General features: G+C 66.4%; 27 protein-coding genes and 4 pseudogenes. 3 read left to right on the forward strand and 28 right to left on the reverse strand.

Going from position 1 to position 24,106, the window contains the following annotated elements:
• Nucleotides 1–19: 19 nt before the first annotated feature.
• Complete coding sequence (locus N0A20_RS17475; protein WP_260581602.1) at nt 20–2,779, reverse strand: [protein-PII] uridylyltransferase; 2,760 nt, start codon at nt 2,777–2,779, stop codon at nt 20–22.
• Complete coding sequence (mutS, locus tag N0A20_RS17480; protein WP_260581603.1) at nt 2,776–5,427, reverse strand: DNA mismatch repair protein MutS; 2,652 nt, start codon at nt 5,425–5,427, stop codon at nt 2,776–2,778. Before mutS ends, N0A20_RS17475 begins: the two co-directional genes overlap by 4 nt.
• A gap of 1,201 nt (nt 5,428–6,628) precedes the next feature.
• On the opposite strand from mutS, the gene N0A20_RS17485 reads away from it, so the two are divergent.
• A complete protein-coding gene (locus N0A20_RS17485) occupies nt 6,629–8,893 on the forward strand; it encodes an NADP-dependent malic enzyme (protein WP_260581604.1) in 2,265 nt (754 codons plus the stop codon).
• Nucleotides 8,894–8,938: 45 nt separating this feature from the next.
• Here N0A20_RS17485 and N0A20_RS17490 read toward each other — a convergent pair whose 3' ends face one another.
• A complete protein-coding gene (locus N0A20_RS17490; protein ID WP_260581605.1) occupies nt 8,939–9,430 on the reverse strand; it encodes an outer membrane protein assembly factor BamE in 492 nt (163 codons plus the stop codon).
• A gap of 176 nt (nt 9,431–9,606) precedes the next feature.
• Here N0A20_RS17490 and N0A20_RS17495 point away from each other — a divergent pair, with 176 nt between their 5' ends.
• Together N0A20_RS17495 and N0A20_RS17500 are read left to right on the forward strand one after the other, a co-directional pair.
• Nucleotides 9,607–10,134, forward strand: coding sequence for a ubiquinol-cytochrome C chaperone family protein (locus N0A20_RS17495; RefSeq protein ID WP_260581606.1), 528 nt, complete (start codon nt 9,607–9,609; stop codon nt 10,132–10,134).
• Entirely contained in the window at nt 10,131–10,658 is a 528-nt protein-coding gene (locus N0A20_RS17500; protein ID WP_260581607.1) for a YceD family protein, read from the forward strand. The genes N0A20_RS17495 and N0A20_RS17500 overlap by 4 nt, the downstream gene beginning before the upstream one ends.
• Here the strand turns inward: N0A20_RS17500 and N0A20_RS17505 are convergent.
• The 25 genes and pseudogenes from N0A20_RS17505 to rpsJ all read right to left on the reverse strand — a co-directional run bounded on the left by N0A20_RS17505 (nt 10,655) and on the right by rpsJ (nt 24,041).
• Nucleotides 10,655–11,398, reverse strand: coding sequence for a hypothetical protein (locus N0A20_RS17505; RefSeq protein WP_260581608.1), 744 nt, complete (start codon nt 11,396–11,398; stop codon nt 10,655–10,657). The two genes, N0A20_RS17500 and N0A20_RS17505, sit on opposite strands and share 4 nt — an antisense overlap.
• A 130-nt stretch (nt 11,399–11,528) precedes the next feature.
• A complete protein-coding gene (locus N0A20_RS17510) occupies nt 11,529–12,194 on the reverse strand; it encodes an adenylate kinase (RefSeq protein WP_260581609.1) in 666 nt (221 codons plus the stop codon).
• A 50-nt stretch (nt 12,195–12,244) separates the two neighbouring features.
• A complete protein-coding gene (gene secY / locus N0A20_RS17515) occupies nt 12,245–13,618 on the reverse strand; it encodes a preprotein translocase subunit SecY (RefSeq protein ID WP_260581610.1) in 1,374 nt (457 codons plus the stop codon).
• 330 nt (nt 13,619–13,948) lie between these two features.
• A complete protein-coding gene (gene rplO / locus N0A20_RS17520; RefSeq protein WP_260581611.1) occupies nt 13,949–14,437 on the reverse strand; it encodes a 50S ribosomal protein L15 in 489 nt (162 codons plus the stop codon).
• Between the two features lie 42 nt (nt 14,438–14,479).
• The gene (locus N0A20_RS17525) at nt 14,480–14,686 is read right to left on the reverse strand and encodes a DUF1737 domain-containing protein (protein WP_260581612.1); all 207 of its coding nucleotides are present in this window, start codon (nt 14,684–14,686) and stop codon (nt 14,480–14,482) included.
• A 5-nt stretch (nt 14,687–14,691) separates the two neighbouring features.
• The gene (gene rpmD / locus N0A20_RS17530) at nt 14,692–14,877 is read right to left on the reverse strand and encodes a 50S ribosomal protein L30 (protein ID WP_237835816.1); all 186 of its coding nucleotides are present in this window, start codon (nt 14,875–14,877) and stop codon (nt 14,692–14,694) included.
• 4 nt (nt 14,878–14,881) lie between these two features.
• Nucleotides 14,882–15,580, reverse strand: a complete 699-nt coding sequence (gene rpsE / locus N0A20_RS17535; protein ID WP_260581613.1) for a 30S ribosomal protein S5 — start codon at nt 15,578–15,580, stop codon at nt 14,882–14,884.
• 2 nt (nt 15,581–15,582) lie between these two features.
• Nucleotides 15,583–15,936, reverse strand: a complete 354-nt coding sequence (gene rplR / locus N0A20_RS17540) for a 50S ribosomal protein L18 (RefSeq protein WP_260581614.1) — start codon at nt 15,934–15,936, stop codon at nt 15,583–15,585.
• Between the two features lie 3 nt (nt 15,937–15,939).
• A complete protein-coding gene (gene rplF / locus N0A20_RS17545; RefSeq protein WP_260581615.1) occupies nt 15,940–16,473 on the reverse strand; it encodes a 50S ribosomal protein L6 in 534 nt (177 codons plus the stop codon).
• Nucleotides 16,473–16,877 carry a 30S ribosomal protein S8 gene (gene rpsH / locus N0A20_RS17550; RefSeq protein ID WP_260581616.1) on the reverse strand — a complete coding sequence of 135 codons (405 nt, stop codon included), beginning with the start codon at nt 16,875–16,877 and terminating at the stop codon, nt 16,473–16,475. The genes rplF and rpsH overlap by 1 nt, the downstream gene beginning before the upstream one ends.
• Before the next feature lie 11 nt (nt 16,878–16,888).
• Nucleotides 16,889–17,194 (reverse strand): 30S ribosomal protein S14, encoded by a 306-nt coding sequence (gene rpsN, locus N0A20_RS17555; RefSeq protein ID WP_058806659.1) that lies wholly within the window; start codon nt 17,192–17,194, stop codon nt 16,889–16,891.
• A gap of 52 nt (nt 17,195–17,246) precedes the next feature.
• A pseudogene (gene rplE / locus N0A20_RS17560) lies at nt 17,247–17,826 on the reverse strand (50S ribosomal protein L5).
• Nucleotides 17,819–18,136 (reverse strand): 50S ribosomal protein L24, encoded by a 318-nt coding sequence (rplX, locus tag N0A20_RS17565; protein ID WP_260581617.1) that lies wholly within the window; start codon nt 18,134–18,136, stop codon nt 17,819–17,821. The pseudogene rplE and the gene rplX overlap by 8 nt, the downstream one beginning before the upstream one ends.
• 2 nt (nt 18,137–18,138) lie before the next feature.
• Nucleotides 18,139–18,507, reverse strand: a complete 369-nt coding sequence (gene rplN / locus N0A20_RS17570; protein ID WP_056341829.1) for a 50S ribosomal protein L14 — start codon at nt 18,505–18,507, stop codon at nt 18,139–18,141.
• Between the two features lie 24 nt (nt 18,508–18,531).
• Nucleotides 18,532–18,849 (reverse strand): 30S ribosomal protein S17, encoded by a 318-nt coding sequence (gene rpsQ / locus N0A20_RS17575; RefSeq protein ID WP_260581619.1) that lies wholly within the window; start codon nt 18,847–18,849, stop codon nt 18,532–18,534.
• An 11-nt stretch (nt 18,850–18,860) separates the two neighbouring features.
• Nucleotides 18,861–19,064, reverse strand: coding sequence for a 50S ribosomal protein L29 (gene rpmC / locus N0A20_RS17580; protein ID WP_037556372.1), 204 nt, complete (start codon nt 19,062–19,064; stop codon nt 18,861–18,863).
• 4 nt (nt 19,065–19,068) lie between these two features.
• A complete protein-coding gene (rplP, locus tag N0A20_RS17585) occupies nt 19,069–19,500 on the reverse strand; it encodes a 50S ribosomal protein L16 (RefSeq protein WP_260581620.1) in 432 nt (143 codons plus the stop codon).
• Between the two features lie 11 nt (nt 19,501–19,511).
• Nucleotides 19,512–20,219 (reverse strand): 30S ribosomal protein S3, encoded by a 708-nt coding sequence (gene rpsC, locus N0A20_RS17590; protein WP_260581621.1) that lies wholly within the window; start codon nt 20,217–20,219, stop codon nt 19,512–19,514.
• Between the two features lies 1 nt (nt 20,220).
• Entirely contained in the window at nt 20,221–20,601 is a 381-nt protein-coding gene (gene rplV / locus N0A20_RS17595) for a 50S ribosomal protein L22 (protein ID WP_194953100.1), read from the reverse strand.
• Entirely contained in the window at nt 20,601–20,876 is a 276-nt protein-coding gene (gene rpsS, locus N0A20_RS17600) for a 30S ribosomal protein S19 (protein WP_120221708.1), read from the reverse strand. Before rpsS ends, rplV begins: the two co-directional genes overlap by 1 nt.
• Nucleotides 20,877–20,879: 3 nt before the next feature.
• Nucleotides 20,880–21,717 (reverse strand): annotated as a pseudogene (gene rplB, locus N0A20_RS17605) (50S ribosomal protein L2).
• Nucleotides 21,718–21,738: 21 nt separating this feature from the next.
• Complete coding sequence (locus N0A20_RS17610; RefSeq protein ID WP_058806667.1) at nt 21,739–22,047, reverse strand: 50S ribosomal protein L23; 309 nt, start codon at nt 22,045–22,047, stop codon at nt 21,739–21,741.
• Nucleotides 22,040–22,667: pseudogene (gene rplD / locus N0A20_RS17615) on the reverse strand (50S ribosomal protein L4). The gene N0A20_RS17610 and the pseudogene rplD overlap by 8 nt, the downstream one beginning before the upstream one ends.
• Before the next feature lie 2 nt (nt 22,668–22,669).
• Nucleotides 22,670–23,447 (reverse strand): annotated as a pseudogene (gene rplC / locus N0A20_RS17620) (50S ribosomal protein L3).
• A gap of 282 nt (nt 23,448–23,729) precedes the next feature.
• Nucleotides 23,730–24,041 (reverse strand): 30S ribosomal protein S10, encoded by a 312-nt coding sequence (gene rpsJ / locus N0A20_RS17625; protein ID WP_003042199.1) that lies wholly within the window; start codon nt 24,039–24,041, stop codon nt 23,730–23,732.
• Between the last annotated feature and the right edge of the window lie 65 nt (nt 24,042–24,106).

Raw genomic sequence — 24,106 nt, forward strand, 5'->3', positions numbered from 1 at the left:
GGGCGACGGGAGGGCCGCTCTAGGCTGCCACCGCCTCCTCGCTGCGGCTCCCCGCCGCCTCCAGCAGCCGCTTCTCCAGCGACTTCACCCGCGACGCGCTGTCGATCTTGTCGCCGAGCAGGTCGGTCACATAGAAGGTGTCGACCGCGCGTTCGCCATAGGTGGCGACGTGCGCCGAATGCACCGTCACCTTCGACTGGAAGAGCGCATAGGCGAGCTGGTTGAGGAGCGCGGGGCGGTCCTGCGCGTTGACTTCGATCACGGTGAAGCGGTTCGACGCCTTGTTGTCGATGAAGACGCTGGGGGCGATGCGGAAGGCCTCGGCGCGCGTGCGGGGGAGGGCGCGCGCCTCGAGCTTGGGCAACAATTTCTGGCGGTTGGCGAGCGCGTCCTCGATCGCGCGGGTCAGCCGGCCGATCTGGCCCGCCTCCGCGAAGGGCTGGCCGAGCGGGTCCTGGACGAGGAAATTGTCGAGCGCGAGCCCGTCGCGCGTCGTGTGGATGCGCGCGTCGATGATGTTGCCGCCGGCCAGGTGGATGCCGCCGGCGATGCGATAGAAAAGCCCGGGGTGGTCGGCGGCGAGCACCATGACGAGCGTCGCGCCGCGATCGTCGTCGGGCACCGCGGCGATGTGGAGCGGGCTGGTGCCCGCGGCCTGCATATGGGTGAGGTTGGCGGCGATGACCTCGACCGGTTCGGCGATCCAGTAGCTTTCGGGGAGGCGCTGCGCGAGCCGGGTGAACGCCTTCTCGTCGAGGCCGAGCAGCGCCTGCGCATCCTCTTTCTTCGCAGCGATCCGCGCCTCGCGGTTCTTCTGCTTGTGGCCGAGGCGGAGCACCTCCTCGGCCGCGTCGAAGAGTTCGGTGAGCAATTGCCGTTTCCAGCTGTTCCATACGCCGGGGCCGACGGCGCGGATGTCGACGACGGTGAGCACGAGGAGCAGGCGCAGGCGCTCGGGGCTCTGCACGATCTGGGCGAAGTCGAGGATCGTCTTGAAATCGGCGAGGTCGCGCTTGAAGGCGGTCGCCGACATGAGGAGGTGATAGCGCACGAGCCACGAGACGGTCTCGGTCTCCGCCGCGCTGAGCCCCAGCCGCGGGCAGACGCGCAGCGCGAGTTCGGCGCCAAGCACGCTGTGGTCGCCGCCGCGGCCCTTGGCGATGTCGTGCAGCAGCACCGCGACATAGATGACCCGGCGCGAATGAATCTGGCCCATGATCGCGGTCGACAGCGGATGATCGTCCTTCAGCCGGTCCTGCTCGATATCCGAGAGGAGGCCGATGGCGCGGATGGTGTGCTCATCGACGGTGTAGTGATGATACATGTCGAACTGCATCTGCGCGACGACGCGGCCGAAATCGGGCACGAAGCGTCCGAACACCCCGGCCTCGTTCATCCAGCGCAGCACGGTTTCGGGATCGCGCGGCGAGGTGAGCACGTCGAGGAACAGTTCGTTGGCGCGCGGCTGGCGGCGCACCCCCTGCGTCTCGATCAGTTTCGCGTCGTGGCGCGCCTGGCGCATCGCGAGCGGGTGGATTTCGAGACCGTGCTTGTCGGCGAGCGCAAAGATTTCGATGAGGCGTACCGGGTCGCGCTGGAAAAAATCGTCCGACGGCAGCGCGAGCCGGCCGCGGTCGAGGACGAAGCCGTGGAGCTTGCCGGGCCGCCGCCGGATCGTCGGCAGGAAGCGCCGCCCGCGCGCCGCCATCTGGTCGTCGAGATGCGCGAGGAAAGTGCCGGTGACGTCGCCGACGCTTTTCACATGGAGGAAATAGAGCTGCATGAAGCGCTCGACCGAGCTTTTGCCCGGGCGGTCGGCGAAATGCATGCGCGCCGCGATCTCGCGCTGGAAATCGAAGGTCAGCCGGTCCTCGGCGCGGCCCGCCAGCGTGTGGAGGTGGCAGCGCACCGCGAGCAGGAAATTCTCGGCGCGCGCGAATTGCCGAAGCTCGCGGGTCGAGAGCAGGCCGGCGCCGACCAGCTCGGGCACGGTGCGCACGCGGTGGATGAACTTGCCGATCCAGAACAGCGTGTGGAGGTCGCGGAGGCCGCCCTTGCCTTCCTTCACATTGGGTTCGACGACGTAGCGCGAATCGCCCATGCGCTTGTGTCGCTCGTCGCGTTCGGCGAGCTTTTCTGCTACGAAGGCGCGCGCATTGCCCGCGACGACCTCGGCATCGAAGCGCGCCGACGCCTGGTCGTAGAGGGTACGGTCGCCCCAGATGAAGCGCCCTTCGAGCAGCGCGGTGCGGATGGTGAGATCGTCCTTCGCGGCGCGGACCATCTCGTCGAGCGAGCGGCTGCTGTGCCCGACCTTCAGCCCGAGGTCCCACAAGGTATAGAGCTGCGCCTCGATCACCTGTTCGGTCCAGCTCGTCTGCTTGAACGGGGTCAGAAAGCCGATGTCGATGTCGCTGAACGGCGCCATTTCGGCGCGGCCGTACCCGCCGACCGCGATGATCGTGATGCGCTCCCCCGCCGAGCGATTGCCCGCGGGATAAAGATGATCGACGGTGAAGTCGTACGAGAGGCGGATGATCTGGTCGATCAGGAAGGCGGTCGCCTGCGCCGCGACCAGTCCGTCCGACGGCTTGGCGAGCAGGCGGCGGCCGATCTCGGCCCGGCCCTGTTCGAGCGCGCCCTTGAGCAGGTCGACGAGCGCGCGGCGGCGCTTGCCCGGATCGCCCGTCTCGGTCGCGACGGCTTCGAGCCGTTCGGCTAGCGCGCGGCGGTCGATGATCGCGCGGCGGTCGTCGAGATGGGCGAAGATATCGCTCATCCCTCGCCCTCGACCGCTTTCAATCGGTAGAGCGCGTCGAGCGCCTCGCGCGGGGTGAGCGCGTCGGGATCTAGGGCGGCGAGCGCTTCGCGCAGCGCGTCCTTCGCGGGCGCGGGTTCGGCGGCGAGCGTGGCGGCGAACAGCGGCAGGTCGTCGAGCCCCGCGGCGAGGCCGCCGGTGGCCTGGCGCCCGGCTTCGAGCTTGGCGAGCACCGCTTCGGCGCGTTTCACCACCTTGGGCGGGACGCCCGCGAGGCGCGCGACCGCGAGGCCGTAGCTGCGGTCGGCGGGGCCGTCGGCGAGCTCGTGGAGGAGGACGAGGTCGCCCTGCCATTCGCGCGCGCGGACATGGTGGAGCGACAGCGCATCGAGGCTTTCGGCGAGCCGCGTGAGTTCGTGATAGTGGGTCGCGAACAGGCAGCGGCAGCGGTTCACCTCGTGCACCGCCTCGACAACCGCCCAGGCGAGTGCGAGCCCGTCATAGGTCGAGGTGCCGCGCCCGACCTCGTCGAGGATGACGAAGCTCTGCGGGGTCGCCTGCGCGAGGATCGCGGCGGTTTCGACCATTTCGACCATGAAGGTCGAACGCCCGCGCGCCAGATTGTCGCTGGCGCCGACGCGGCTGAACAGCCGGTCGACGAGCCCGAGCCGCGCCGCGGCGGCGGGGACGAAACCGCCCGCCTGCGCGAGGACGACGATCAGCGCGTTCTGGCGCAGGAAGGTCGATTTGCCGCCCATGTTGGGGCCGGTGACGAGCCACAGCCGGTCGGTCTCCGACAGCGACACATCGTTGGGAACGAAACGTTCGCCCGCCTTTGCGAGCGCCGCCTCGACCACCGGGTGGCGGCCGCCGGTCACGTCGAGGCACGGCGCGTCGGCGAGGTCGGGGCGGCACCAATTGTGGCTCATTGCATGGTCGGCGAGCGCCGCCGCGACGTCGAGGCGCGCGAGCACGTCGCACGACGCGGCGATCGCCTCGCGCCGCGCGACGGCGGCATCGGTCAGCGCCTCCAGATGCGCGGCCTCGGCGGCGACGGCGTGGACGCCCGCCTGTGTGACGCGGCCCGCGGCTTCGTGCAGGTCGGAGGAGTTGAAGCGCACCACCCCGGCGAGCGTCTGGCGGTGGGTGAAGCCCGATTCGGGCAGCATCAGCGCGTCGGCATGCTTCGCGGGCACCTCGACATGATAGCCGAGCACGCCATTGTGGCGGATCTTGAGCGAGGCGATGCCGGTGCGGTCGCGATAGTCGGCTTCGAGCGCGGCGATCGCCTTGCGCCCGTCGCGCGCGGTTTCGCGCAGCGCGTCGAGCGCATGGTCGTAGCCTTCGGCGATATAGCCGCCCTGCGCGGCATCGACCGGCGGGGTCTCGATCAGGGCCCGCGACAGTTCGTCGACGAGCGCGCCATGGCCGTCGAGGCCGGGGAGCAGGCGCGCCAGCAAGGGCGGCAGGTCGGCGCGGCGTCCGAGCCGTTCGCGCAGGATGCGCGCGCCGCCGAGCGCGTCGCGAAGCTGGGCAAGGTCGCGCGGCCCTCCGCGCCCCGCGACGAGGCGCCCGAGCGCGCGCCCGGCATCGGGGAGCGCGCGCAGCTCGGCGCGCAGTTCGCCGCGCCACAGCGCATCGCGCGCGAGCGAATCGACGAGGTCGAGCCGGTCGAGGATCGCGCCCTTGTCGGTGAGCGGGCTCGCGAGATCGTCGGCGAGCAGCCGCGCGCCCGCGGCGGTGACGGTGCGGTCGATGGTGCCGAGCAGGCTGCCGTCGCGGCTGCCCGCCATGGTGCGCACGAGTTCGAGGCTTTCGCGCGTCGCGGCGTCGATCGCCATGCGGCCCGAGGCAAGATGGCGGACCGGCGGCTGGAGGAAGACGCCGGCGCCGGTGCCGACATGGTCGAGATAGGCGGCAATGGCGCCCATGGCGGCGATCTCGCCGCGGCTGAACTGGCCGAAGCCGTCGAGGGTCTGGACGCCGAACAGGGCTTCGAGGCGCTTCTGTCCGGCGGCGCTGGAGAAATCGCCCTGCGGGCGGCGCACGACCTGGCGCACGCTCCACGCCGGCAAATCGCCCAGCCCTTCGCTGACCAGCAGTTCGGACGGCACGAGGCGCGCAAGTTCGGCATCAACCGCCTCGCGCGGCACCGCGACGACCTCGAACCGCCCGGTCGAGATGTCGGCGGCGGCGATCGCGACCTCGCCCTCGCTGCCGACCTCGGCCAGTGCGGCGAGCCGGTTGGCGCTGCGCCCTTCGAGCAGGCTTTCCTCGGTCAGCGTGCCCGCTGTGACGAAGCGCACGATGGCGCGCTGGACGAGCGCCTTCGACCCGCCGCGCGCCTTGGCCTCGGCGGGGCTTTCGACCTGTTCGGCGATGGCGACGCGGTGTCCCGCCCTGATCAGCCGCGCGAGATAGGATTCGGCGGCATGGACGGGCACGCCGCACATCGGCACCGGCTCGCCGCCATGTTCGCCGCGCGCGGTGAGCGCGATATCGAGCGTCGCCGCCGCGGCCTTGGCGTCGTCGAAGAAGAGCTCGAAGAAGTCGCCCATGCGATAGAAGAGCAGGCAGTCGCCCGCCTTTTCCTTGAGCGCCCAATATTGCGCCATCATCGGCGTGGGGGCGGAAGGCCTGTTGGCCGGAAGGGCGGCGGTCGCGGACATCGCGCCCTGCTTAGTGATTGGGGGGCACATGGCAAGCTGCGGGTGGCGAATGTCGGCTTTGGCGTGGGAGGCGGCGCTTAGAAATCCTCCCTGTCGCGAAGCGACGGGGAGGGGGACCGTTCGCGAAGCGAATGGTGGAGGGGCCAGCAACGTCGCATTCTTGCCCCGCCGTCAGCGGCCGCGCCACTGCCACCTTCCCATGGCTGCGCCACAGGGAGGATATGGAGACTGCTCCCACCCGTTATCCGTCATCACATCGGCGACGATAGCGAACGACTGAAATGGGGTGGAGAGCGGATGTTCAGAACGACCGCTCGCTCCCGTTGCCGAGGTGCAGTTGTCCCTCGCGCACGGTAAACCAGCAAGACAGGCCGTCACGCCGATCAACGAAATGCCATCGCGGCTGGCCATCGGTCGTTGAGAACGAGAGAAATCGCATATCGTTGTCGGTCGTGATCGCGACTTCGGGCAGGATACCAAATAGATCACATCGCGCAATTCGCGCATCACGCAACATATTGAGCGCGGGTTCCCATAACTCTTGTTCGCTCCAGCTCCCACATCTGATGGCGGTTCGATCCTCGATACGCCAACTCCATTCGACTCCGAATGATACTTCGCCGTGGGGATTGCTTAGCCGAGCCGTCCCGCTTGGTGACGGGAGTCAGTTTGCCACACTCGATAAAAATCGCCGAACCATGTCCACGCCAGATGTGGCTGATTGGCAAGCCGGTTAGCGAGTTAGCGAAAGCGGGAAAGGCTTCGGTGGGTTTCATAGTCAACGGTCTTAGCGGCCGCCGACAACGTCCGCTACCGGTCGTCTGCTGACGTCCCGCTAGCGCGATGCCGAGAGGTCCGGCTATTTTGTTTCACGCAAAGGCACGAAGATGTAGCGCTGACCGTGAAGCGGCTTCTTCCTTCGACGCTGCGGCATGACGCACCGATGATGGAAAGGCGACCTTGCGGTCGCAGGCTCGCCTCTTCGTGCCTTTGCGCCTTTGCGTGAAATATATTTCGCTGACGCCGAAGAAGAAGGCCACGGATCAAGTCCGGAGCGATGACCAAATGTGGCGAGCCGACGGTCAAAAGCTGACTCGGACGTCAGATTGCCCAACATTGGCGGTACCAATCGCCGCAGGGTGACGCTAGGGATCAGCGCAATGGGCGCGCGTCTGTGGAATCGAACTGAGGGGACAAATCAATGGACAGCGGCAGCAAGATACAATTTTCGGATCGCGAGGCCCTGCTCTACCACGAATATGGGCGCCCGGGGAAAATCGAGATCATCGCGTCGAAACCGATGGCGACGCAGCGCGACCTGTCACTCGCCTATTCGCCCGGCGTCGCGGTGCCGGTGCGCGCGATCGCCGAGGATCCCGCGACCGCCTATGACTATACGGTCAAGGGCAACCTCGTCGCCGTCATCTCCAACGGCACCGCGATCCTGGGCCTCGGCAATCTCGGCGCGCTCGCCTCGAAACCGGTGATGGAAGGCAAGGCGGTGCTGTTCAAGCGCTTCGCCGACGTCGATTCGATCGACCTCGAACTCGATACCGAAGACCCCCAGCGGTTCATCGAAGCGGTCGAACTGATGGGGCCGAGCTTCGGCGGCATCAACCTCGAGGATATCGCGGCGCCGAACTGCTTCATCATCGAGGCGGCGCTCAAGGAAAAGATGAACATTCCGGTGTTCCACGACGACCAGCATGGCACCGCGATCATCACCGCCGCGGGGCTGATCAACGCCTGTCACCTGACCGGGCGCGACCTTTCCACGGTCAAGGTCGTCGTCAACGGCGCGGGCGCGGCGGCGATCGCCTGCACCGCGCTGATGAAGGCGATGGGCGTGCGGCACGAAAATGTGGTCATGTGCGACCGCAAGGGCACGATCTGGCAAGGCCGCACCGAGGGCATGGACCAGTGGAAATCGGCGCACGCGGTGCCGACCGAGGCGCGCACGCTGACCGAGGCGCTGGTCGGCGCCGACGTGTTCCTGGGCCTGTCGGCGGCGGGGGCGCTGAAGCCCGAGATGGTCAAGGACATGAAGCCCGCGCCGATCATCTTCGCGATGGCGAACCCCGACCCCGAAATCTCGCCCCCCGACGCGCGCGCGGCGCGGCCCGACGCGATCATCGCGACCGGGCGGTCGGATTATCCGAACCAGGTCAACAATGTCCTGTGCTTCCCCTTCATCTTCCGCGGCGCGCTCGACGTGCGCGCGACCGCGATCAACGAGGAGATGAAGATCGCGGCGGCCTACGCCATTGCCGACCTCGCGCGCCAGCAGGTGCCCGAGGAGGTCGCGGCGGCCTATGGCGGGCGGGCGTCGAGCTTTGGCCCCGAATATATCATCCCCTCGCCCTTCGACCCGAGACTGATGGAAATCGTGCCGGCGGCGGTCGCCAAGGCGGCGATGGACACCGGCGTCGCGCAGCAGCCGATCGAGGATATGGCGGCCTATCGCGACAGCCTGAAGGCGCGGCTCAACCCGACGACCTCGGTGCTGACGCTGGCCTATGAAGCGGCGCGCGCCAATCCGAAGCGCGTCGTCTTTGCCGAGGGCGAGGAGGAGGTGGTGCTGCGCGCCGCGATCCAGTTCCGCGACGGCGGCTATGGCATTCCGGTGCTCGTCGGGCGCGAGGGATTGCACGACCAGCTTCGCGAGATGGGCGTGCCCGACCCCGAAAGCTTCGAAATCCACAACAGCGTCAATTCGCCGCATGTGCCGCAGATGGTCGACATGCTCTATGAGCGGCTGCAGCGCCGCGGCTATCTGCGCCGCGACGTCGAGCGGATGGTGAACCGCGACCGCAACATCTTCGGTTCGCTGCTCCTCCAATTGGGGCTGGGCGATGCGATGATCACCGGCACGACGCGCACCTATGCGCAGACGATGCGCGAGGTGCGCCGCGTGATCGACCCCGCCGAGGGGCAGACCAATTTCGGCATCCATGTGCTGGTCGGCCAGCATCACACCGTGTTCATGGCCGACACGACGGTCAACGAACGCCCGTCGGCGCAGCAGCTCGCCGACATCGCCGAACGCACCGCGCAGGTCGCGCGGCGCATGGGGCACGAACCGCGCGTCGCCTTTCTCTCCTATTCGACCTTCGGCAACCCGCCGGGTTCGTGGCTCGACAATATTCGCGAGGCGGTGTCGATCCTCGACGCGCGGGCACCGGGCTTCGAATATGAAGGCGAAATGTCGCCCGATGTCGCGCTGAACGCCAAGGTGATGGCGAACTATCCCTTCTGCCGCCTGTCGGGTCCCGCCAATGTGCTGGTCATGCCGGGGCTGCAGTCGGGCAATCTGTCGGCGAAGCTGCTGCGCGAACTCGGCGGCAGCGCGGTGATCGGACCGATGCTCGTCGGCATGGAAAAGCCGGTGCAGGTCGCGACGATGGCGTCGACCGCGTCCGATCTGGTGACGCTGGCGGTGCTCGCGGCGGGCGGGATCGCGGAATAAGTACGCATTGGCGTTGCCCCCGCCTGCGCGGGGGCGACGGCTTGATTACGGACCGTTGCCGCCGGGTGCGCCCGCGCCCGGCGCGCCGACGGCGCCGATATTGCCGAAGATATCCTCGAAGAAGCTGCGCTCGCGGCCCAGCGTCGGGGTCTTGTCGCCTTCGGGATTGATCTTGCTGACCAGTTCGAGACCGGTGCGGTCGACCGCGGCGACATTGCCCGCGGCGTCGAAGCGCACGCGCAGCACCTGCTGCGCGACCGGGCGCGGCGTGGCGAAGGCCAGCTGGCGCGTCTCGCGCGAGACATAATAATATTCATTGTCGCTGAACTGGCCGACGAAGGTCGGGCGGCCGAGCGTCTTTTCCACCGATTCGCGGTTGTCGACGCCGGGCGTGATGGCGTCGGTCAGCAGCGGGTCGGCGACATAGCCCTGCCGCCCCTTGAGCTGGGCGCAGCCTCCGGCGGTGGCCGCCATGGCGATGCCGCCGAGGATCAGGGCCGCCCGGCGGGCCGAAAAATAGGTCGTGATATGCGGCATCAAAATGGTCTCCGTTGCGCATGCCCTGCCGCTCGCCCCCGCGGTCTGCGCATATTGCCCGCGCCTCTTAGCGCCAAGCAGGCGCGGCGCACAAGCCGCTTGTGGCGCGGCAAAGCTTGACCCAGGATGATCGGCGGCCCCTTTTCGGCGCGCCTGAAACAGCCTAAGCGGGGCGGATGATCTCGCTCCGCAAATTCTTCCGACCCGATCCCGACCCGCGTGAGGCGCGGCGCCCGCTGTGGAACGCAGTGGTCGCCGCCGCGCGCGCGCCGCACTGGTACCAGGCGGGCGGCGTCCCCGACACGCTCGACGGGCGGTTCGACATGATCAGCCTGATGATGGCGCTCGTCCTCCACCGCATCGAAGCCGACCCCGACCAGACGCTCGCCGGGGTCCAGCTGACCGAGCTGTTCGTCACCGACATGGACGGCCAGATGCGCCAGATCGGTTTCGGCGACATGGTCGTCGGCAAGCAGGTCGGCCGGATGGTCGGTGCGCTCGGCGGGCGGCTGGGCGCCTATCGCGCCGCTGACGGGTCGGACGAGCTGCGCACCGCGCTGGTGCGTAACCTGTGGCGCGGCAACGCCCCCGCCGATGCCGAACTCGCGCATGTGATGGCAGGGGTCACGCGGCTGCGCGGCGCGCTGGCGGCGATGCCGGTGGCGGACCTGATCACCGCCGACCATCTGCCGGACGCGGCATGATCACGCCCGAATTTTCCCATGTCATCACGCTGGCCGAGGCCGGGCCGAGCAAGACCGTCGCGCTGGAAGCCGGCGCGGCGGCGCGCGCGGCGATCGCTGAAAGGCTGCGCCTCGTCGCCCTCGACCGGTTCGAGGCGGCGGTCGACGTGCGCGCGGTCGCAGGCGGCGTCGGCGTGCGCGGCGAGGTGCGCGCGAAGCTGGTACAAAGCTGCGCCGCGACCGACCTGCCGGTGCCGGCGACGATCGCCGAACCCTTCGACCTCAAATTTCTGCGCGAGATGCCGCCGGGGGACGGCGAGGATGCCGAGATCGAGCTGGGCGCCGAGGATATCGACGTGCTGCCGCTCGAGCATGACCGGGTCGACCTGGGCGAGGTGGCGGTGCAGACGCTGTCGCTCGCGCTCAACCCCTTTCCGCGCCATCCGGACGCGGACCGCATCCTCGCCGAAAAGGGCGTGCTGAGCGAGGAACAGGCGGGGCCCTTCGCGGCGCTGGCGGCGCTGAAGGGCAAGCCAAAGGCCTAGGGCGCTTCGGGCGCTTCCTCCTCGTCCTTCGCCTCGTCGTCGGGTTTCGGCGGGTCGGCGAGCAGGTCGGACACCGCGTCGTCGAGGTCCGTCTTGCGCTTCGCGGCGGGCTCGGCCTTCCCCGGCTTCTCCGGTTCGTCGTCCGCGGCTTCGGCCGCCGCCTTCTCGTCGCGCGTCGGCGGCAGGCTGCCGCCGAGCGCTTTCGCAAGGCCGACGAGCTGTTCGCCGATCACCTTGTCGACCGCCGGCGCGATCTCGGCCTGCTTGAAGCGCATATAGCCGCCGACGACATAGTCGAAGCGGATCGCCGCCCCGGTCGGAGTCGCCTTGATCTGGATCGTCAGCGTGCCGGTGACCGCCTCGCCCTGCAGCGGACCGAAGGCGCCCGACAGGCGGAGCAGTTCGTCGGGCTTGGCGAACAGGATGCGGGCGTGCTGGACACTGCCCTGCCCGGTCGTACCGCCCTCCCCCGTGCCCGGCAATTTTTCGCAGAAGCAGCCGCCCGCCTGCGAATCGAGCCAGAAATTGGCGGCGTCGCCCGACCAGCTATGGTCCTTCGACCACCATTTCTGCGGCATGCGGAGCATTTTCCACACATCCTCGGGCGCCGCCGCGACCTGCGCGGTGTGCGCGACGGTGAAGCCGAGCTCGCTCTGGTCGATGACCTTCGCGTTCGCCGGAACAGCGATGAACGCAGCAGCCGAAAGCAGCGCGGCGCAGGAAACATGTCTGAACGTCATAGCCCGGTATCCCCCTTCCACCCGACGGCTCCGTCATTGCAAGCTAGCGAAGCAATCCAAGGCGGCGTTCTACCGCTCTGGATTGCCACGGGGCTACGCCCCTCGCAATGACGATTCAGAGGGGCTTAGCTCAGCCGGTCGTCGCGGCGCTGAGGATCGTTTCGATCGCGTCGTTGACGACGTCGATGTCGGCCATGCCGTCGACATGCGTGACGATGCCGCGCGCTTCGTAGATTGGCAGGATCGGCGCGGTCTTCGCCCGATATTCGGCCATGCGCGTACGCACGGTTTCCTCATTGTCGTCGGGGCGGCGCTTGAACTCGTGGCTGCCGCACACGTCGCAGGTCCCGGCGACCTTGGGCTGCTTGTAGCGGTCGTGATAGCCTTCGCCGCACTGGGCGCAGGAGAAGCGGCCGGTGATGCGGTCAACGAGCGCGTCCTCCTGCACCAGCAGTTCGATGACATGGTCGAGCTTGCGCCCGCGCGCGGCGAGAATCTCGTCGAGCGATTCGGCCTGCGCCCCGGTGCGCGGATAGCCGTCGAAGATCACCGAGACATCGGGGCCGAGTTCGTCGAGCCGCTCGCCGATGAGGCCCGAGACGATCTCGTCCGAGACCAGTTCGCCCGCGTCCATCACCGCCTTCGCCTGCTTGCCCGTAGGCGTGCCCGCCTTGACCGCGGCGCGCAGCATGTCGCCGGTCGACAGCTGGATCATGCCATGCTCGTCCTCGAGCCGCGAGGCCTGCGTTCCCTTGCCCGCCCCCGGCGGACCCAGCAAAATGATGTTGAGCGTCATGAAAGCCCCTGTTCCCCGTTCACCGAATCGGGATTGGCCTAGCGGGCGTATCAGCGCCGCGCAACGCCGCCTTTCAATTTCGCCTTCTTGATCAGGTCGCCATATTGATGCGCGAGCATGTGGCTCTGGATCTGGCTGATCGTGTCGATCGTGACGTTGACGATGATCAGCAGGCTGGTGCCGCCGAGCTGGAAGGGCAGGCCCGACCGCGCGATGAAATATTCGGGCACCAGGCAGATCGCCGCCAGATAGGCCGCGCCGATCACGGTGATGCGCGTCAGCACATGGTCGAGATAGGCGGCGGTGTTCTTGCCCGGGCGGATGCCGGGGATGAAGCCGTTCTGGCGCTTCAGATTGTCGGCGGTTTCCTCGGGATTGAAGACCACCGCGACGTAGAAGAAACAGAAGAAGATGATGCCCGCTGCATAGAGCGCCATATAGAGCGGCTGGCCGTGCGCGAGATACTGGTTGAGCGTGATCAGGAAATTGCCCGTCGCGCTGTCGTTCTGGACATTATTGCCCATGAACTGGGTGATCGTCAGCGGCATCAGCAGCAGCGACGAGGCGAAGATCGGCGGAATCACGCCCGCGGTGTTGACCTTCAGCGGCAAATGGCTGCGGTCGGCCTGCATCACCCCGCGCTGGGTCGCGCGTTTCGGATATTGGACGAGCACACGCCGCTGCGCGCGTTCCATGAAGCTGATGAAGGCGATGATCACGATCGCACCGAGAATCACGGCGAAGACGGTGCCGCCGCCCATCGAGCCTTCGCGGACCTGGCTGAACATCTGCGCGAAGCTGCGCGGCAATTGCGCGAGAATGCCCGCCATGATGATGAGCGAGACGCCATTGCCGATGCCGCGGCTGGTGATCTGTTCGCCGAGCCACATCAGGAAGAGCGTGCCGCCGACGATGCTGATCACGGTGGTGATGCGGAACAACATGCCCGGGTCGAGCACGACGGTGATGCCCTGCGCCCCCGTCGACGCTTCGGCGGTGAGCGCGAGGAAATAGGCCTGGACCGCGGTGAGCACGACGGTGCCGTAGCGCGTGTACTGATTGAGCTTCTTGCGCCCGCTTTCGCCCTCTTTCTTGAGCGCAGCGAGGCTGGGGGCCAGCGCCGCGGCGAGCTGCACCACGATCGACGCGGTGATATAGGGCATGACGCCGAGCGCGATGATGCTGAGGCGCTCGAGGCTGCCGCCCGAGAAGGTGTTGAAGATGTCTAGGACGCCGCCCGAAGCCGCCTGCTGATAGGCCTGCGCCAGCGCGACGGGATCGACCCCCGGCAGCGGCACGAAGGACAGGAAGCGGAAGACGATCAGCGCGCCGATCGTGAACCAGATGCGGTTCTTGAGTTCGGTCGCCTGACCGAATTTCGAGAAGTTCAGGTTGGAAGCAAGCTGGTCGGCGCGAGAGGCCATAAAATCTTTCCTCAGTGGCGGACCGCGCCCCCCGCGACCCGGCGCCTATGTGCGTTCGCAGGTGCCGAAGCGCAAGGGGAAAGGCCCTGTTAAAGCGGCAGGCTCGTGCCGAACGCCGCTTTCTTTGTCCGTTCTTTTTCCGTTCGCATCGAGCCCTTAGACTGCCTTTGCAGACGCTCAGGGTAAACTTCAACTTCTGGTTGAAGTCGAGATGCCCCTCGACCTGACGCCGTCCCGAAGGGTGTCTCGACTTCGCTCGACACGAACGGGATATATAATCGGTCAAATGACAAGAGGCGGTTCCTTCGGGAACCGCCTCTTGGGAGAGTCTTACTCGGCCTTGGCTTCCTCAGCCTTGGCGGGCAGTTCGACCTTGCCGCCGGCCTTTTCGACCGCCGCGATCGCGCCCTGCGACGCCCCGGCGACCGCGAAGGTCAGCTTGGCGGTCAGTTCGCCCTTGGCGAGGAGGCGGACGCCGTCCTTGCCGCCGCGCGCGACGCCGGCCGCCTTGAGCGCGGCATGATCGACGGTCGCCTTCGGATCGAGCTTCTTGGCGTCGACCAGCTTCTGGACCATGCCGAGGTTCACGATGGCGTAATCCTTGGCGAAGATATTGTTGAAGCCGCGCTTCGGGATGCGCATGTGGAGCGGCATCTGGCCGCCCTCGAAGCCGTTGATCGCGACGCCGCTGCGGGCCTTCTGGCCCTTCTGGCCGCGGCCCGCGGTCTTGCCCTTGCCCGAGCCGATGCCGCGTCCGACGCGCATCCGGCCCTTGCGGGCACCGGCATTGTCACGAAGATCGTTAAGCTTGATAGTCATAGTTGCACTCGCTTTCGCTGTGTTCGCGCTGGGAACCGGGGCTTAGTCCGGTTCGATTTCACTCGATGGCTGAAAGCCGGGATAGGGTCCGGCCTTGTCCATCACGATGGCTTGGGCGACATAGCCGCGGCCATCGACCTGGGTAATCGACGGGCTGCCGTGAAGCTGCCACCCCCGGTTGAGCAGTCCTTCGACCCGCGCGCAGAAGGCGGCATCGTCGGGACCGGTCAACAAGCGGTAGAGCTTCAAGGCCCTTAGCCCTCGATCACTTCCACCATGTGCGGAAGCTTGCGGATCATGCCGCGCACTTCCGGGGTGTCGACCAACTCGACCTCGCGGTGCATCTTGCCCAGGCCGAGGCCGGTCAGGATGGCGCGCTGGCCCTTGGGACGACGGATCGGCGAGCCGATCTGGCGGATCTTGATCTTCTTGTCAGCCATGGTCTTACTCCGTCACCGCGGCGGCTTCGGCCTCGGCGGCACGGTCGGACGCCCCGCCGCGTTTGATGAGGTCCGACACCTTCTTGCCGCGACGCTGCGCCACCGACTTCGGGCTGGTCTGCTCGCCCAGCGCCTCGAAGGTCGCGCGGATCATGTTGTAGGGGTTCGAGGTGCCGTTCGACTTGGTCACCACGTCGGCAACGCCGAGCGATTCGAACACGGCGCGCATCGGGCCACCGGCGATGATGCCGGTACCGGCGGGCGCCGAGCGGACGGTCACCTTGCCGGCGCCGAAATGGCCGAGGCCGTCATGGTGCAGCGTGCGGCCGTCGCGCAGCGGAACGCGGATCATCGCCTTCTTCGCGGCGGCGGTCGCCTTCGAAATGGCTTCGGGCACTTCGCGCGCCTTGCCATGACCGAAACCGGCGCGGCCCTTGCCGTCGCCGACGACGACGAGCGCGGCGAAACCGAAGCGCTTGCCGCCCTTCACGGTCTTCGAGACGCGGTTGATGTGGACGAGCTTTTCGATCAGCTCTTCGCCGCCATCCTCGTCGCGCGGACGGCGATCGTCGCGGCGGCCACGGCCACCGTCGCGTCCGCCACGGCCGCCATCGCGGCCGCCGCCACGGCCGCGGCGCGGGGCCTGGCCTTCGGTGGGGGCCGCCTCGGGGGCGCCTTCGACGTTCTGTACTTCGTCAGCCATAATCAGAACTCCAATCCGCCTTCGCGAGCCGCGTCGGCCAGCGCCTTGATGCGCCCGTGGAACAGGAAACCGCCGCGGTCGAACACGACCTGGGTCACGCCGGCCTTCTTGGCGGCGTCGGCGAGGCGCTTGCCGACATCGGCGGCAGCTGCGGTGGTGGCGCCGGTCTTGCCGCGGCCATCCTTGTCGAGCGTCGAGGCCGCAGCCAGCGTCTTGCCGGCGGCGTCATCGATGAGCTGCGCATAGATGTGGCGGCCCGAACGGTGCACCGACAGGCGCGGACGCCCGGCGGTGCGCTGGCGAAGGGCGGTGCGGACGCGCTGGCGGCGCTTCTGGAAAGGGGTAAGATGTGCCATGGCTTACTTCTTCTTGCCTTCTTTGCGGAAGATATACTCGCCGCGATATTTGATGCCCTTGCCCTTGTAGGGCTCCGGCTTGCGCCAGCGGCGGATTTCCGCCGCGACCTGGCCGACCTTCTGCTTGTCGATGCCGCTGATCTCGATCGTCGTGTTGTCCGGCGTCTTGATCTCGATGCCCTCGGGCACGTCGAAGTCGACGTCGTGGCTGTAACCGAGCTGCAGCTTCAGCGTCTTGCCCTGGGCGTTGGCGCGATAGCCGACACCGGTGATTTCGAGCACCTTGGTGAAGCCGTCGGTGACGCCGGTGACGAGGTTCTGGACCAGGGTCCGCTGCATGCCCCAGAAGGCGCGCGCCTGCTTGGTGGCATTGGCGGGCTGGACCGAAATCTCGCCTTCCTTGACCTCATAGGCGATGTCGTCGGCGAGCGCGAGGGCCAGGGTACCCTTGGGACCCTTGACCGACAGCAGGCCGCCGTCGATGCTGGCCGTGACCCCCGAAGGGATGGCGACCGCCTTTTTACCGATACGCGACATCAGAACACCTCCGCCAGCACTTCGCCGCCGACATTAGCCTCGCGGGCCTCGGCATCCGACAGAACGCCGCGCGGGGTCGACACGATGGTGATGCCCAGGCCGTTGCGCACGATCGGCAGCTCTTTCGAACCCGAATAGACGCGGCGGCCCGGCTTCGAGACGCGGGCCACGTGGCGGATCGCCGGCTGGCCTTCGAAATATTTGAGCTCGATGCGGATGCCCTTGTGCTGGCCCTTCGCGCCCAGCGATTCCTCGCTGTAGCCGCGGATATAGCCTTCGCGCTGGAGCACATCGAGGACGCGGACGCGCAGGGTCGAGGCGGGAGTCAGGACGCTGTCCTTCTTCGCCTGCTGGCCGTTGCGGATGCGGGTGAGCATATCACCCAGAGGATCGGTCATTGCCATCTTGGTCTTCCTTACCAGCTCGACTTCACAACACCGGGGATCAGGCCCTTGTTGGCCAGATCGCGGAGCTGGATACGGCAAAGCCGGAACTTGCGATAATAGGCGCGCGGACGCCCAGTCATCTCGCAGCGGTTGCGGATGCGGGTCGGATTGCCGTTGCGCGGTACTTCCGCCATCTTGAGGCGCGCGATCAGACGCTCGCCTTCGTCGAGCGACGTGTCCGCCGCGATCGCCTTCAGCTTCGCATAGCGGCCGGCATATTTCTTCACCAGCTTCTTGCGACGCTCATTCTTGTTCACGGAACTCAGTTTCGCCATGACTTAAGTTCTCTTTCCTTCTTGAAAGAGCCTGCCTGCGTCCCTTGCGGGATCAGGCGGCTGCCTTTTCCTGCGCTTCGATCGGGAAGGGGAAGCCGAACAGCTTGAGCAGTTCGCGCGCCTCTTCGTCGGTGCGAGCGGTGGTGGTGACGATCACGTCCATGCCGCGCACCGTGTCGATGCGGTCATAGTTGATCTCGGGGAAGATGATCTGTTCCTTCAGGCCCATGGCATAGTTGCCGCGGCCGTCGAAGCTGGTCGCCGACACGCCGCGGAAGTCGCGGATACGCGGCATCGCGATGGTGATCAGGCGATCGAGAAACTCGTACATGCGTTCGCGGCGCAGGGTGACCTTGCAGCCGATCGGCATGCCTTCGCGCAGCTTGAACTGGGCGATCGACTTCTTCGCGCGGGTCACGACAGGCTTCTGGCTCGGCGATCAGTTCCATTTCGGCCGCCGCGGTCTCGACCTTCTTCTTGTCCTGCGTGGCTTCGCCGACGCCCATGTTGAGCGTGATCTTCTCGATCTTCGGCACTTCCATCACATTCTTGTAACCGAATTTCTCGGTCATCGCTTTGACGATCAAATCGTCATAGCGCTTGCGCATGCGCGGGGTGTAGGTGTCAGCCATTGATCGTCTCCCCGGACTTCACGGCCACGCGGACCTTCTTGCCGTCCCTGGTTTCAAAGCGGACGCGCGTCGGCTTGCCGGTCTTGGGATCGGCAAGCGCGACCTTGCTCGCGAAGAGCGGCGCTTCCTTGCGTTCCAGACCGCCCTGCGGGTTGGTCTGGGTCGGCTTGCGGTGGCGGGTGATGACGTTGACGCCGGCGACGACGAGCTTGCCGTCCTTCGGCAGCGCCTGCGTCACTTCGCCGGTCTTGCCCTTGTCCTTGCCGGACAGGACGACGACGGTGTCACCCTTCTTGATCTTGTTCGCCATGGTCAGAGCACCTCCGGCGCCAGGCTGATGATCTTCATATAGCCACGCCCACGCAGTTCGCGGACGACGGGGCCGAAGATACGGGTGCCGATCGGCTCCTCATTCTTGTTGACGAGCACGGCGGCGTTGCTGTCGAAACGGATCACCGAGCCGTCGGCGCGGCGCACATCCTTCGCGGTGCGGACGATGACGGCGCGATGCACGTCGCCCTTCTTCACCTTGCCGCGCGGCTGGGCTTCCTTGATTGACACGACGATGACATCGCCGACGCCGGCGACGCGGCGCTTCGACCCGCCCAGCACCTTGATGCACTGGACGCGCTTCGCGCCGCTGTTGTCGGCGACTTCCAATTGTGACTGCATCTGGATCATCGATGCATTTCCTTCTTGCTTGGCCTACCGGGCAATCCCGGCGGTTCCGTGAACTGGCTTCAGCCTTCGACCGGAGCAGCGGCGGCCGTGGCCGAGCTTGCTGTGGGTGTCGACCTTGTCGAGCACCTTCCAGGTCTTCAGCTTCGAAATCGGCTTGGTTTCCTCGATGCGGACGGTTTCGCCAGCCTTGAAGCTGTTGTCCTCATCATGGGCGTGATATTTCTTCGAACGGCGGATGATCTTGCCATAGAGCGGGTGCTTCACCTTGCGCTCCACTTTCACCACGACGGTCTTGTCGCCCTTGTCGGACACCACGGTGCCGGTCAATATGCGCTTCGGCATCGTCAGTCTCCTTACTTCGCGGCCGAGCGCGCACGCTCGGTCTGCTGCGTCTTGATGCGGGCGATCGAGCGCCGCACTTCCTTGACGCGCGATGCCTTTTCGAGCTGGCCGGTGGCGGCCTGGAAACGCAGGTTGAACGCCTCGCGCTTCAGTTCGCCAAGCTGTTCGGCGAGCTGGTCGTCGGTCTTGGCCTTAAAATCTTCGGTCTTGGCCATGTCCTTAACCCTCCAGGTGGGTCGTGTCGCCGAGGCGGGCAACGACCTTGGTCTTGATCGGCAGCTTCATCGCGGCGCGTTCGAACGCCAGCGCGGCCACGGGGCCCGGAACGCCGTCGAGTTCGAACAGGATGCGGCCCGGCTTGACGCGCGCGGCCCAGAATTCCGGCGAACCCTTGCCCTTGCCCATGCGGACTTCGGCGGGCTTCGACGACACGGGGACGTCGGGGAAGATGCGGATCCAGAGGCGGCCCTGACGCTTGATCGCACGGCTGATCGCGCGGCGGGCCGCTTCGATCTGGCGCGCGGTGATGCGCTCGGGTTCCAGTGCCTTCAGCCCGTAGGAGCCGAAGTTCAGCGCGGTGCCGCCCTTGGCGTTGCCGTGGATGCGGCCCTTGAACGCCTTGCGGAACTTGGTTTTTTTCGGTTGCAGCATGTCAGCAGTCCTTAGCGGCGATCATCGCGCGCCGGGCGCACGCCCGACGTCTGCGCGTCGAGCATCAACCGGTCGGTCGCCATCGGGTCGTGACCCAGGATTTCGCCCTTGAAGATCCACACCTTGATCCCGCACACGCCATAGGCGGTGTGGGCTTCGGCTTCGGCATAATCGACGTTGGCGCGCAGCGTGTGCAGCGGCACGCGGCCTTCGCGATACCATTCGGTGCGCGCGATTTCCGCGCCGCCCAGACGGCCGGCGCAGTTGATGCGGATGCCTTCGGCGCCGAGACGCATCGCCGACTGCACCGCGCGCTTCATCGCACGGCGGAAGGCCACGCGACGCTCGAGCTGGTCGGCAATGCCCTGCGCGACGAGCTTGGCGTCGACTTCGGGCTTGCGGATTTCGACGATGTTCAGCGACACGTCGCTGCCGGTCAGCGCGCCGAGCTGCTTGCGCAGCTTTTCGATGTCGGCGCCCTTCTTGCCGATGATGACGCCCGGGCGGGCGGCATAGATCGACACGCGGCACAGCTTCGCGGGACGCTCGATCACCACCTTCGAGATCGCGGCCTGCGGCAGCGTCTTGAAGATGAAGTTGCGGATCTTGAGATCCTCGACGAGCATGCGGCCATAGTCCTGGCCCTCGGCGAACCAGCGGCTGTCCCAGGTGCGGTTGACCTGCAGGCGCAGGCCGATCGGATTGCTCTTCTGGCCCATCTTACGCCTCTTCTTCCTGTTCGCGCACGACGATGCGGATGCGGCTGAACGGCTTGACGATCCGGGTCGACTTGCCGCGGCCGCGCGCGTGCCAACGCTTCATCGAGATCGACTTGCCGACGCTGGCTTCCTTGATCACCAGCGCATCGACGTCGAGGTTGTGGTTGTTTTCCGCATTGGCGACGGCGCTGGCGAGAACCTTGCGCACGTCGACGGCCATCGCCTTCTTCGAGAAGGCGAGGACGTTCATCGCGTCTTCGACCTTGCGGCCGCGGATCAGCGCGGCGACGAGGTTCAGCTTCTGCGCCGAACCGCGAATCTGCGTGCCGACCGACAGCGCCTCATTGTCCGCAACGCGGCGGGGGGATTTGGCCTTGCCCATTAGCGTTTGCCCTTCTTGTCGGCCGCGTGCCCGGGGAAGAAGCGCGTCGGCGCAAATTCACCCAGCTTCATGCCGACCATGTCCTCGTTCACCGACACCGGCACGAACTTGCGGCCGTTGTAGACGTTGAAGGTCAGCCCGACGAACTGCGGCAGGATGGTGGACCGACGCGACCAGGTCTTGATCGGGGCAGTGCTGCCGCCGTCCTGGGCCGTTTCGGCTTTCTTGAGGAGATGAAGGTCCACAAACGGACCCTTCCAGACCGAGCGAGCCATGGCTTACCTCTTCTTCTTCGCGTGACGCGACCGGATGATCATCTTGTCGGTCGACTTGTTGTGACGGGTACGGGCGCCCTTGGTCGGCTTGCCCCACGGAGTGACCGGGTGGCGGCCGCCCGAGGTGCGGCCTTCGCCGCCGCCGTGCGGGTGATCGACCGGGTTCTTGGCGACGCCGCGGGTCAGCGGACGCTTGCCGAGCCAGCGGTTGCGGCCGGCCTTGCCCAGGTTGGTGTTCTGGTTGTCGGGGTTCGACACCGCACCGACCGTGCCCATGCACTCGCCGCGAATGTAACGCTGTTCGCCCGAACCGAGACGCACGATGACGAGACCGCGGTCACGACCGACGACCTGGGCATAGGTGCCGGCCGAGCGGGCGATCTGGCCGCCCTTGCCCGGCTTCATCTCGATATTGTGGACGATCGTGCCGACCGGCATCTGCGACAGTTCCATCGCATTGCCCGGCTTCACGTCGGTCTTCTTGCCCGCGACGACGGTGTCGCCGACCGCCAGACGCTGCGGCGCCAGGATGTAGCTCTGCTCACCATCTTCGTACTTGACGAGCGCGATGAACGCCGTGCGGTTGGGGTCATATTCCAGACGCTCGACGGTGGCCGAGCATGTCCCACTTGCGACGCTTGAAGTCGATGAAGCGGTATTTCTGCTTGTGGCCACCGGCGATGCCGCGCGAGGTCACATGGCCCTTGTTGTTGCGGCCACCGGTCTTGCGCTTGCCTTCGGTCAGCGCCTTGACGGGCTTGCCCTTCCACAGCGACGACTTGTCGACGAGGATCAGGCCGCGCTGCGCGGGGCTGGTCGGATTATAGGATTTGAGTGCCATTGTTCTTGCCTTTTCCTACAATCAGACGCCCGTGGTGACGTCGATCGACTGGCCTTCGGCCAGGCGGACGATCGCCTTCTTCACGTCGCTGCGGGTGTAGGGCTTGCCCTTCCAGCGCTTGGTCTTGCCCTTGGTCACGAGCGTGTTCACGCCGATCACCTTGACATCGAACAGCGCCTCGACGGCGGCCTTGATGGCGGGCTTGGTCGCATCGTTCGCGACCTTGAACACCACCGCGTTATTCTCGCTGAGCAGGGTCGACTTTTCGGTGATCACCGGAGCGAGGATCACGTCATAGTGACGCGCGTCGACAGTTTTTGCCTTAGCCATGGAAACGGGCCTCCAGCTTTTCGACCGCCGCGCGGGTCAGGACCAGCGTGTCGGCGCGAATGATGTCATAGACGTTGGCACCAGCCGCCGGCATCGAATCGATGCCGACCAGGTTGGCCGAGGCCAGGGCGAAGCTTTCATGGACCGCATCGCCGTCGATGAAGAGCGCGCGGTTGCCAAGCTCGAGCTTGCCGAGCTTGCCGAGCGAGCGCCTTGGTCTTGGCATCCTTGAGCTCGAGCGTGTCGAGAACGACGATCTTGCCGCCCTTCGCCTTGTCGCTGAGCGCCATCTTCAGGCCGAGCGCGCGGATCTTCTTGTTCAGCGAGTGGCCGAAGGTGCGGGCCCGCGGGCCGTGCGCCTTGCCGCCGCCGATGAAGATCGGCGCCTTGCGATCGCCGTGACGCGCGGTACCGCCGCCCTTCTGGCGACCGAACTTCTTGCCGGTGCGGGCGACGTCGCTGCGTTCACGCGCGGCGCGAGCCGGGCCGCGGCGCTTTTCGAGCTGCCAGCTGACAACGCGGTGCAGGATGTCGGCGCGCGGATCGACGCCGAAGACGTCGTCGTTGAGGTCGATGTCGCTGCCGGTCTTGCCGTCGATGGTCTGAACCTTGACCTTCATGTTCAGGACTCCTGCGCGCCGTCGGTGGCCGCGGTGTCGACGACGACGGTTTCTTCGACCGGCGTTTCGACCGACGCGTCAGCCGGGGCATCGTTGCTGTTGGCCGCGCTCTTGATGCCCGCCGGATAGGGGGCTTCGGGGTGGCGGGGCAGTTTCACCGCGTCGCGGACGAGCAGCCAGCCGCCCTTCGAGCCAGGGACCGAGCCCTTGACGAAGAGAAGGCCGCGCTCGGCGTCGGTGCGGACGATTTCGAGATTCTGCTGGGTGCGGTTGCGCGCGCCCATATGGCTAGGCCATCTTCTTGTTCTTGAAGACGCGGCCCGGATCCTGGCGGTTACCCGTCGAACCATGGGCACGGTGGCTGATCGACACGCCGTGGGTGGCGCGCATGCCTCCGAAACCCCAGCGCTTCATCGCACCGGCAAAACCCTTGCCCTGCGTGACGCCCTGGATGTCGACGATCTGGCCGGCGACGAAATGGTCGGCCGACAGTTCGGCGCCGACGTCGAGCGTCGCGTCGTCGGCGACGCGGAATTCGACGACCTTCGCCTTGGGTTCGACTTCGGCCTTGCCGAAGGCGCCGCGCTGCGGCTTGGCGACATTCTTCGCCTTCGCCGAGCCGGCACCGAGCTGGACGGCGACATAGCCGTCGCGTTCCTGTTCGCGCACGGAAATGACCTGGCAGCCTTCGAGGCTCAGGACCGTGACGGGCACGTGGCGGCCGTCGTCCTGAAACAGGCGGGTCATCCCCATTTTCTTCGCGATCACGCCAGTCCGCATGATCCATACTCCTCAACAGAGGCCGGGCGGACCATTCCGCACGGCTTGCGGGACCCACAAAGGCATTGCCCCGATGGAACCCTCCCAGCCCAAAATTTCGATGCATCGCCCCGTCCGGGCTGAGGTGCCGCACCTCCGGAGAGAAGCGGCGAGACGGGGGACGCAGCCCGGACCATGGTGCTTCGAAAGAAGCGGTCCGGCGGTATCCACCCTATCGTGGTGCAGGCGGCGAACCGTCCTGCCGATAGAGACCCCCGCCTTCGCGGGGGGCTGCGTTAGCCTTTAGGCCAACTTGATCTCAACATTCACGCCCGCGGCAAGGTCGAGCTTCATCAGCGCATCGACGGTCTGCGGGGTGGGCTGCACAATGTCGAGCAGCCTTTTGTGGGTACGCACCTCGAACTGCTCGCGCGACTTCTTGTCGACATGCGGGCCGCGGTTCACGGTGAATTTTTCAATACGCGTCGGAAGCGGGATCGGACCGCGAATGAGAGCGCCCGTACGACGTGCCGTGTCGGCGATGTCGGTGGTGGCCTGATCGAGCACGCGATGATCAAAGGCCTTCAGGCGAATGCGAATATTCTGCGTTTCCATGACTGTTCCAGTCGAATCCCGTCTAACGATGCGAAAGAGCCGAAATGGCCTGTACCGGCCCCCAT

Origin of the sequence: Sphingopyxis sp. PET50 (genome assembly GCF_025244705.1) — a bacterium.
Lineage (GTDB): Bacteria > Pseudomonadota > Alphaproteobacteria > Sphingomonadales > Sphingomonadaceae > Sphingopyxis.

Bases quoted from the DNA above. Each gene is read 5' to 3' on its own strand.
- N0A20_RS17475 (WP_260581602.1), bottom strand. From the start codon at position 2,779: ATGAGCGATATCTTCGCCCATCTCGACGACCGCCGCGCGATCATCGAC.
- mutS (WP_260581603.1), bottom strand. From the start codon at position 5,427: ATGTCCGCGACCGCCGCCCTTCCGGCCAACAGGCCTTCCGCCCCCACG.
- N0A20_RS17485 (WP_260581604.1), top strand. From the start codon at position 6,629: ATGGACAGCGGCAGCAAGATACAATTTTCGGATCGCGAGGCCCTGCTC.
- N0A20_RS17490 (WP_260581605.1), bottom strand. From the start codon at position 9,430: ATGCCGCATATCACGACCTATTTTTCGGCCCGCCGGGCGGCCCTGATC.
- N0A20_RS17495 (WP_260581606.1), top strand. From the start codon at position 9,607: ATGATCTCGCTCCGCAAATTCTTCCGACCCGATCCCGACCCGCGTGAG.
- N0A20_RS17500 (WP_260581607.1), top strand. From the start codon at position 10,131: ATGATCACGCCCGAATTTTCCCATGTCATCACGCTGGCCGAGGCCGGG.
- N0A20_RS17505 (WP_260581608.1), bottom strand. From the start codon at position 11,398: ATGACGTTCAGACATGTTTCCTGCGCCGCGCTGCTTTCGGCTGCTGCG.
- N0A20_RS17510 (WP_260581609.1), bottom strand. From the start codon at position 12,194: ATGACGCTCAACATCATTTTGCTGGGTCCGCCGGGGGCGGGCAAGGGA.
- secY (WP_260581610.1), bottom strand. From the start codon at position 13,618: ATGGCCTCTCGCGCCGACCAGCTTGCTTCCAACCTGAACTTCTCGAAA.
- rplO (WP_260581611.1), bottom strand. From the start codon at position 14,437: ATGACTATCAAGCTTAACGATCTTCGTGACAATGCCGGTGCCCGCAAG.
- rpmD (WP_237835816.1), bottom strand. From the start codon at position 14,877: ATGGCTGACAAGAAGATCAAGATCCGCCAGATCGGCTCGCCGATCCGT.
- rpsE (WP_260581613.1), bottom strand. From the start codon at position 15,580: ATGGCTGACGAAGTACAGAACGTCGAAGGCGCCCCCGAGGCGGCCCCC.
- rplR (WP_260581614.1), bottom strand. From the start codon at position 15,936: ATGGCACATCTTACCCCTTTCCAGAAGCGCCGCCAGCGCGTCCGCACC.
- rplF (WP_260581615.1), bottom strand. From the start codon at position 16,473: ATGTCGCGTATCGGTAAAAAGGCGGTCGCCATCCCTTCGGGGGTCACG.
- rpsH (WP_260581616.1), bottom strand. From the start codon at position 16,877: ATGGCAATGACCGATCCTCTGGGTGATATGCTCACCCGCATCCGCAAC.
- rpsN (WP_058806659.1), bottom strand. From the start codon at position 17,194: ATGGCGAAACTGAGTTCCGTGAACAAGAATGAGCGTCGCAAGAAGCTG.
- rplX (WP_260581617.1), bottom strand. From the start codon at position 18,136: ATGGCGAACAAGATCAAGAAGGGTGACACCGTCGTCGTCCTGTCCGGC.
- rplN (WP_056341829.1), bottom strand. From the start codon at position 18,507: ATGATCCAGATGCAGTCACAATTGGAAGTCGCCGACAACAGCGGCGCG.
- rpsQ (WP_260581619.1), bottom strand. From the start codon at position 18,849: ATGCCGAAGCGCATATTGACCGGCACCGTGGTGTCCGACAAGGGCGAC.
- rpmC (WP_037556372.1), bottom strand. From the start codon at position 19,064: ATGGCCAAGACCGAAGATTTTAAGGCCAAGACCGACGACCAGCTCGCC.
- rplP (WP_260581620.1), bottom strand. From the start codon at position 19,500: ATGCTGCAACCGAAAAAAACCAAGTTCCGCAAGGCGTTCAAGGGCCGC.
- rpsC (WP_260581621.1), bottom strand. From the start codon at position 20,219: ATGGGCCAGAAGAGCAATCCGATCGGCCTGCGCCTGCAGGTCAACCGC.
- rplV (WP_194953100.1), bottom strand. From the start codon at position 20,601: ATGGGCAAGGCCAAATCCCCCCGCCGCGTTGCGGACAATGAGGCGCTG.
- rpsS (WP_120221708.1), bottom strand. From the start codon at position 20,876: ATGGCTCGCTCGGTCTGGAAGGGTCCGTTTGTGGACCTTCATCTCCTC.
- N0A20_RS17610 (WP_058806667.1), bottom strand. From the start codon at position 22,047: ATGGCTAAGGCAAAAACTGTCGACGCGCGTCACTATGACGTGATCCTC.
- rpsJ (WP_003042199.1), bottom strand. From the start codon at position 24,041: ATGGAAACGCAGAATATTCGCATTCGCCTGAAGGCCTTTGATCATCGC.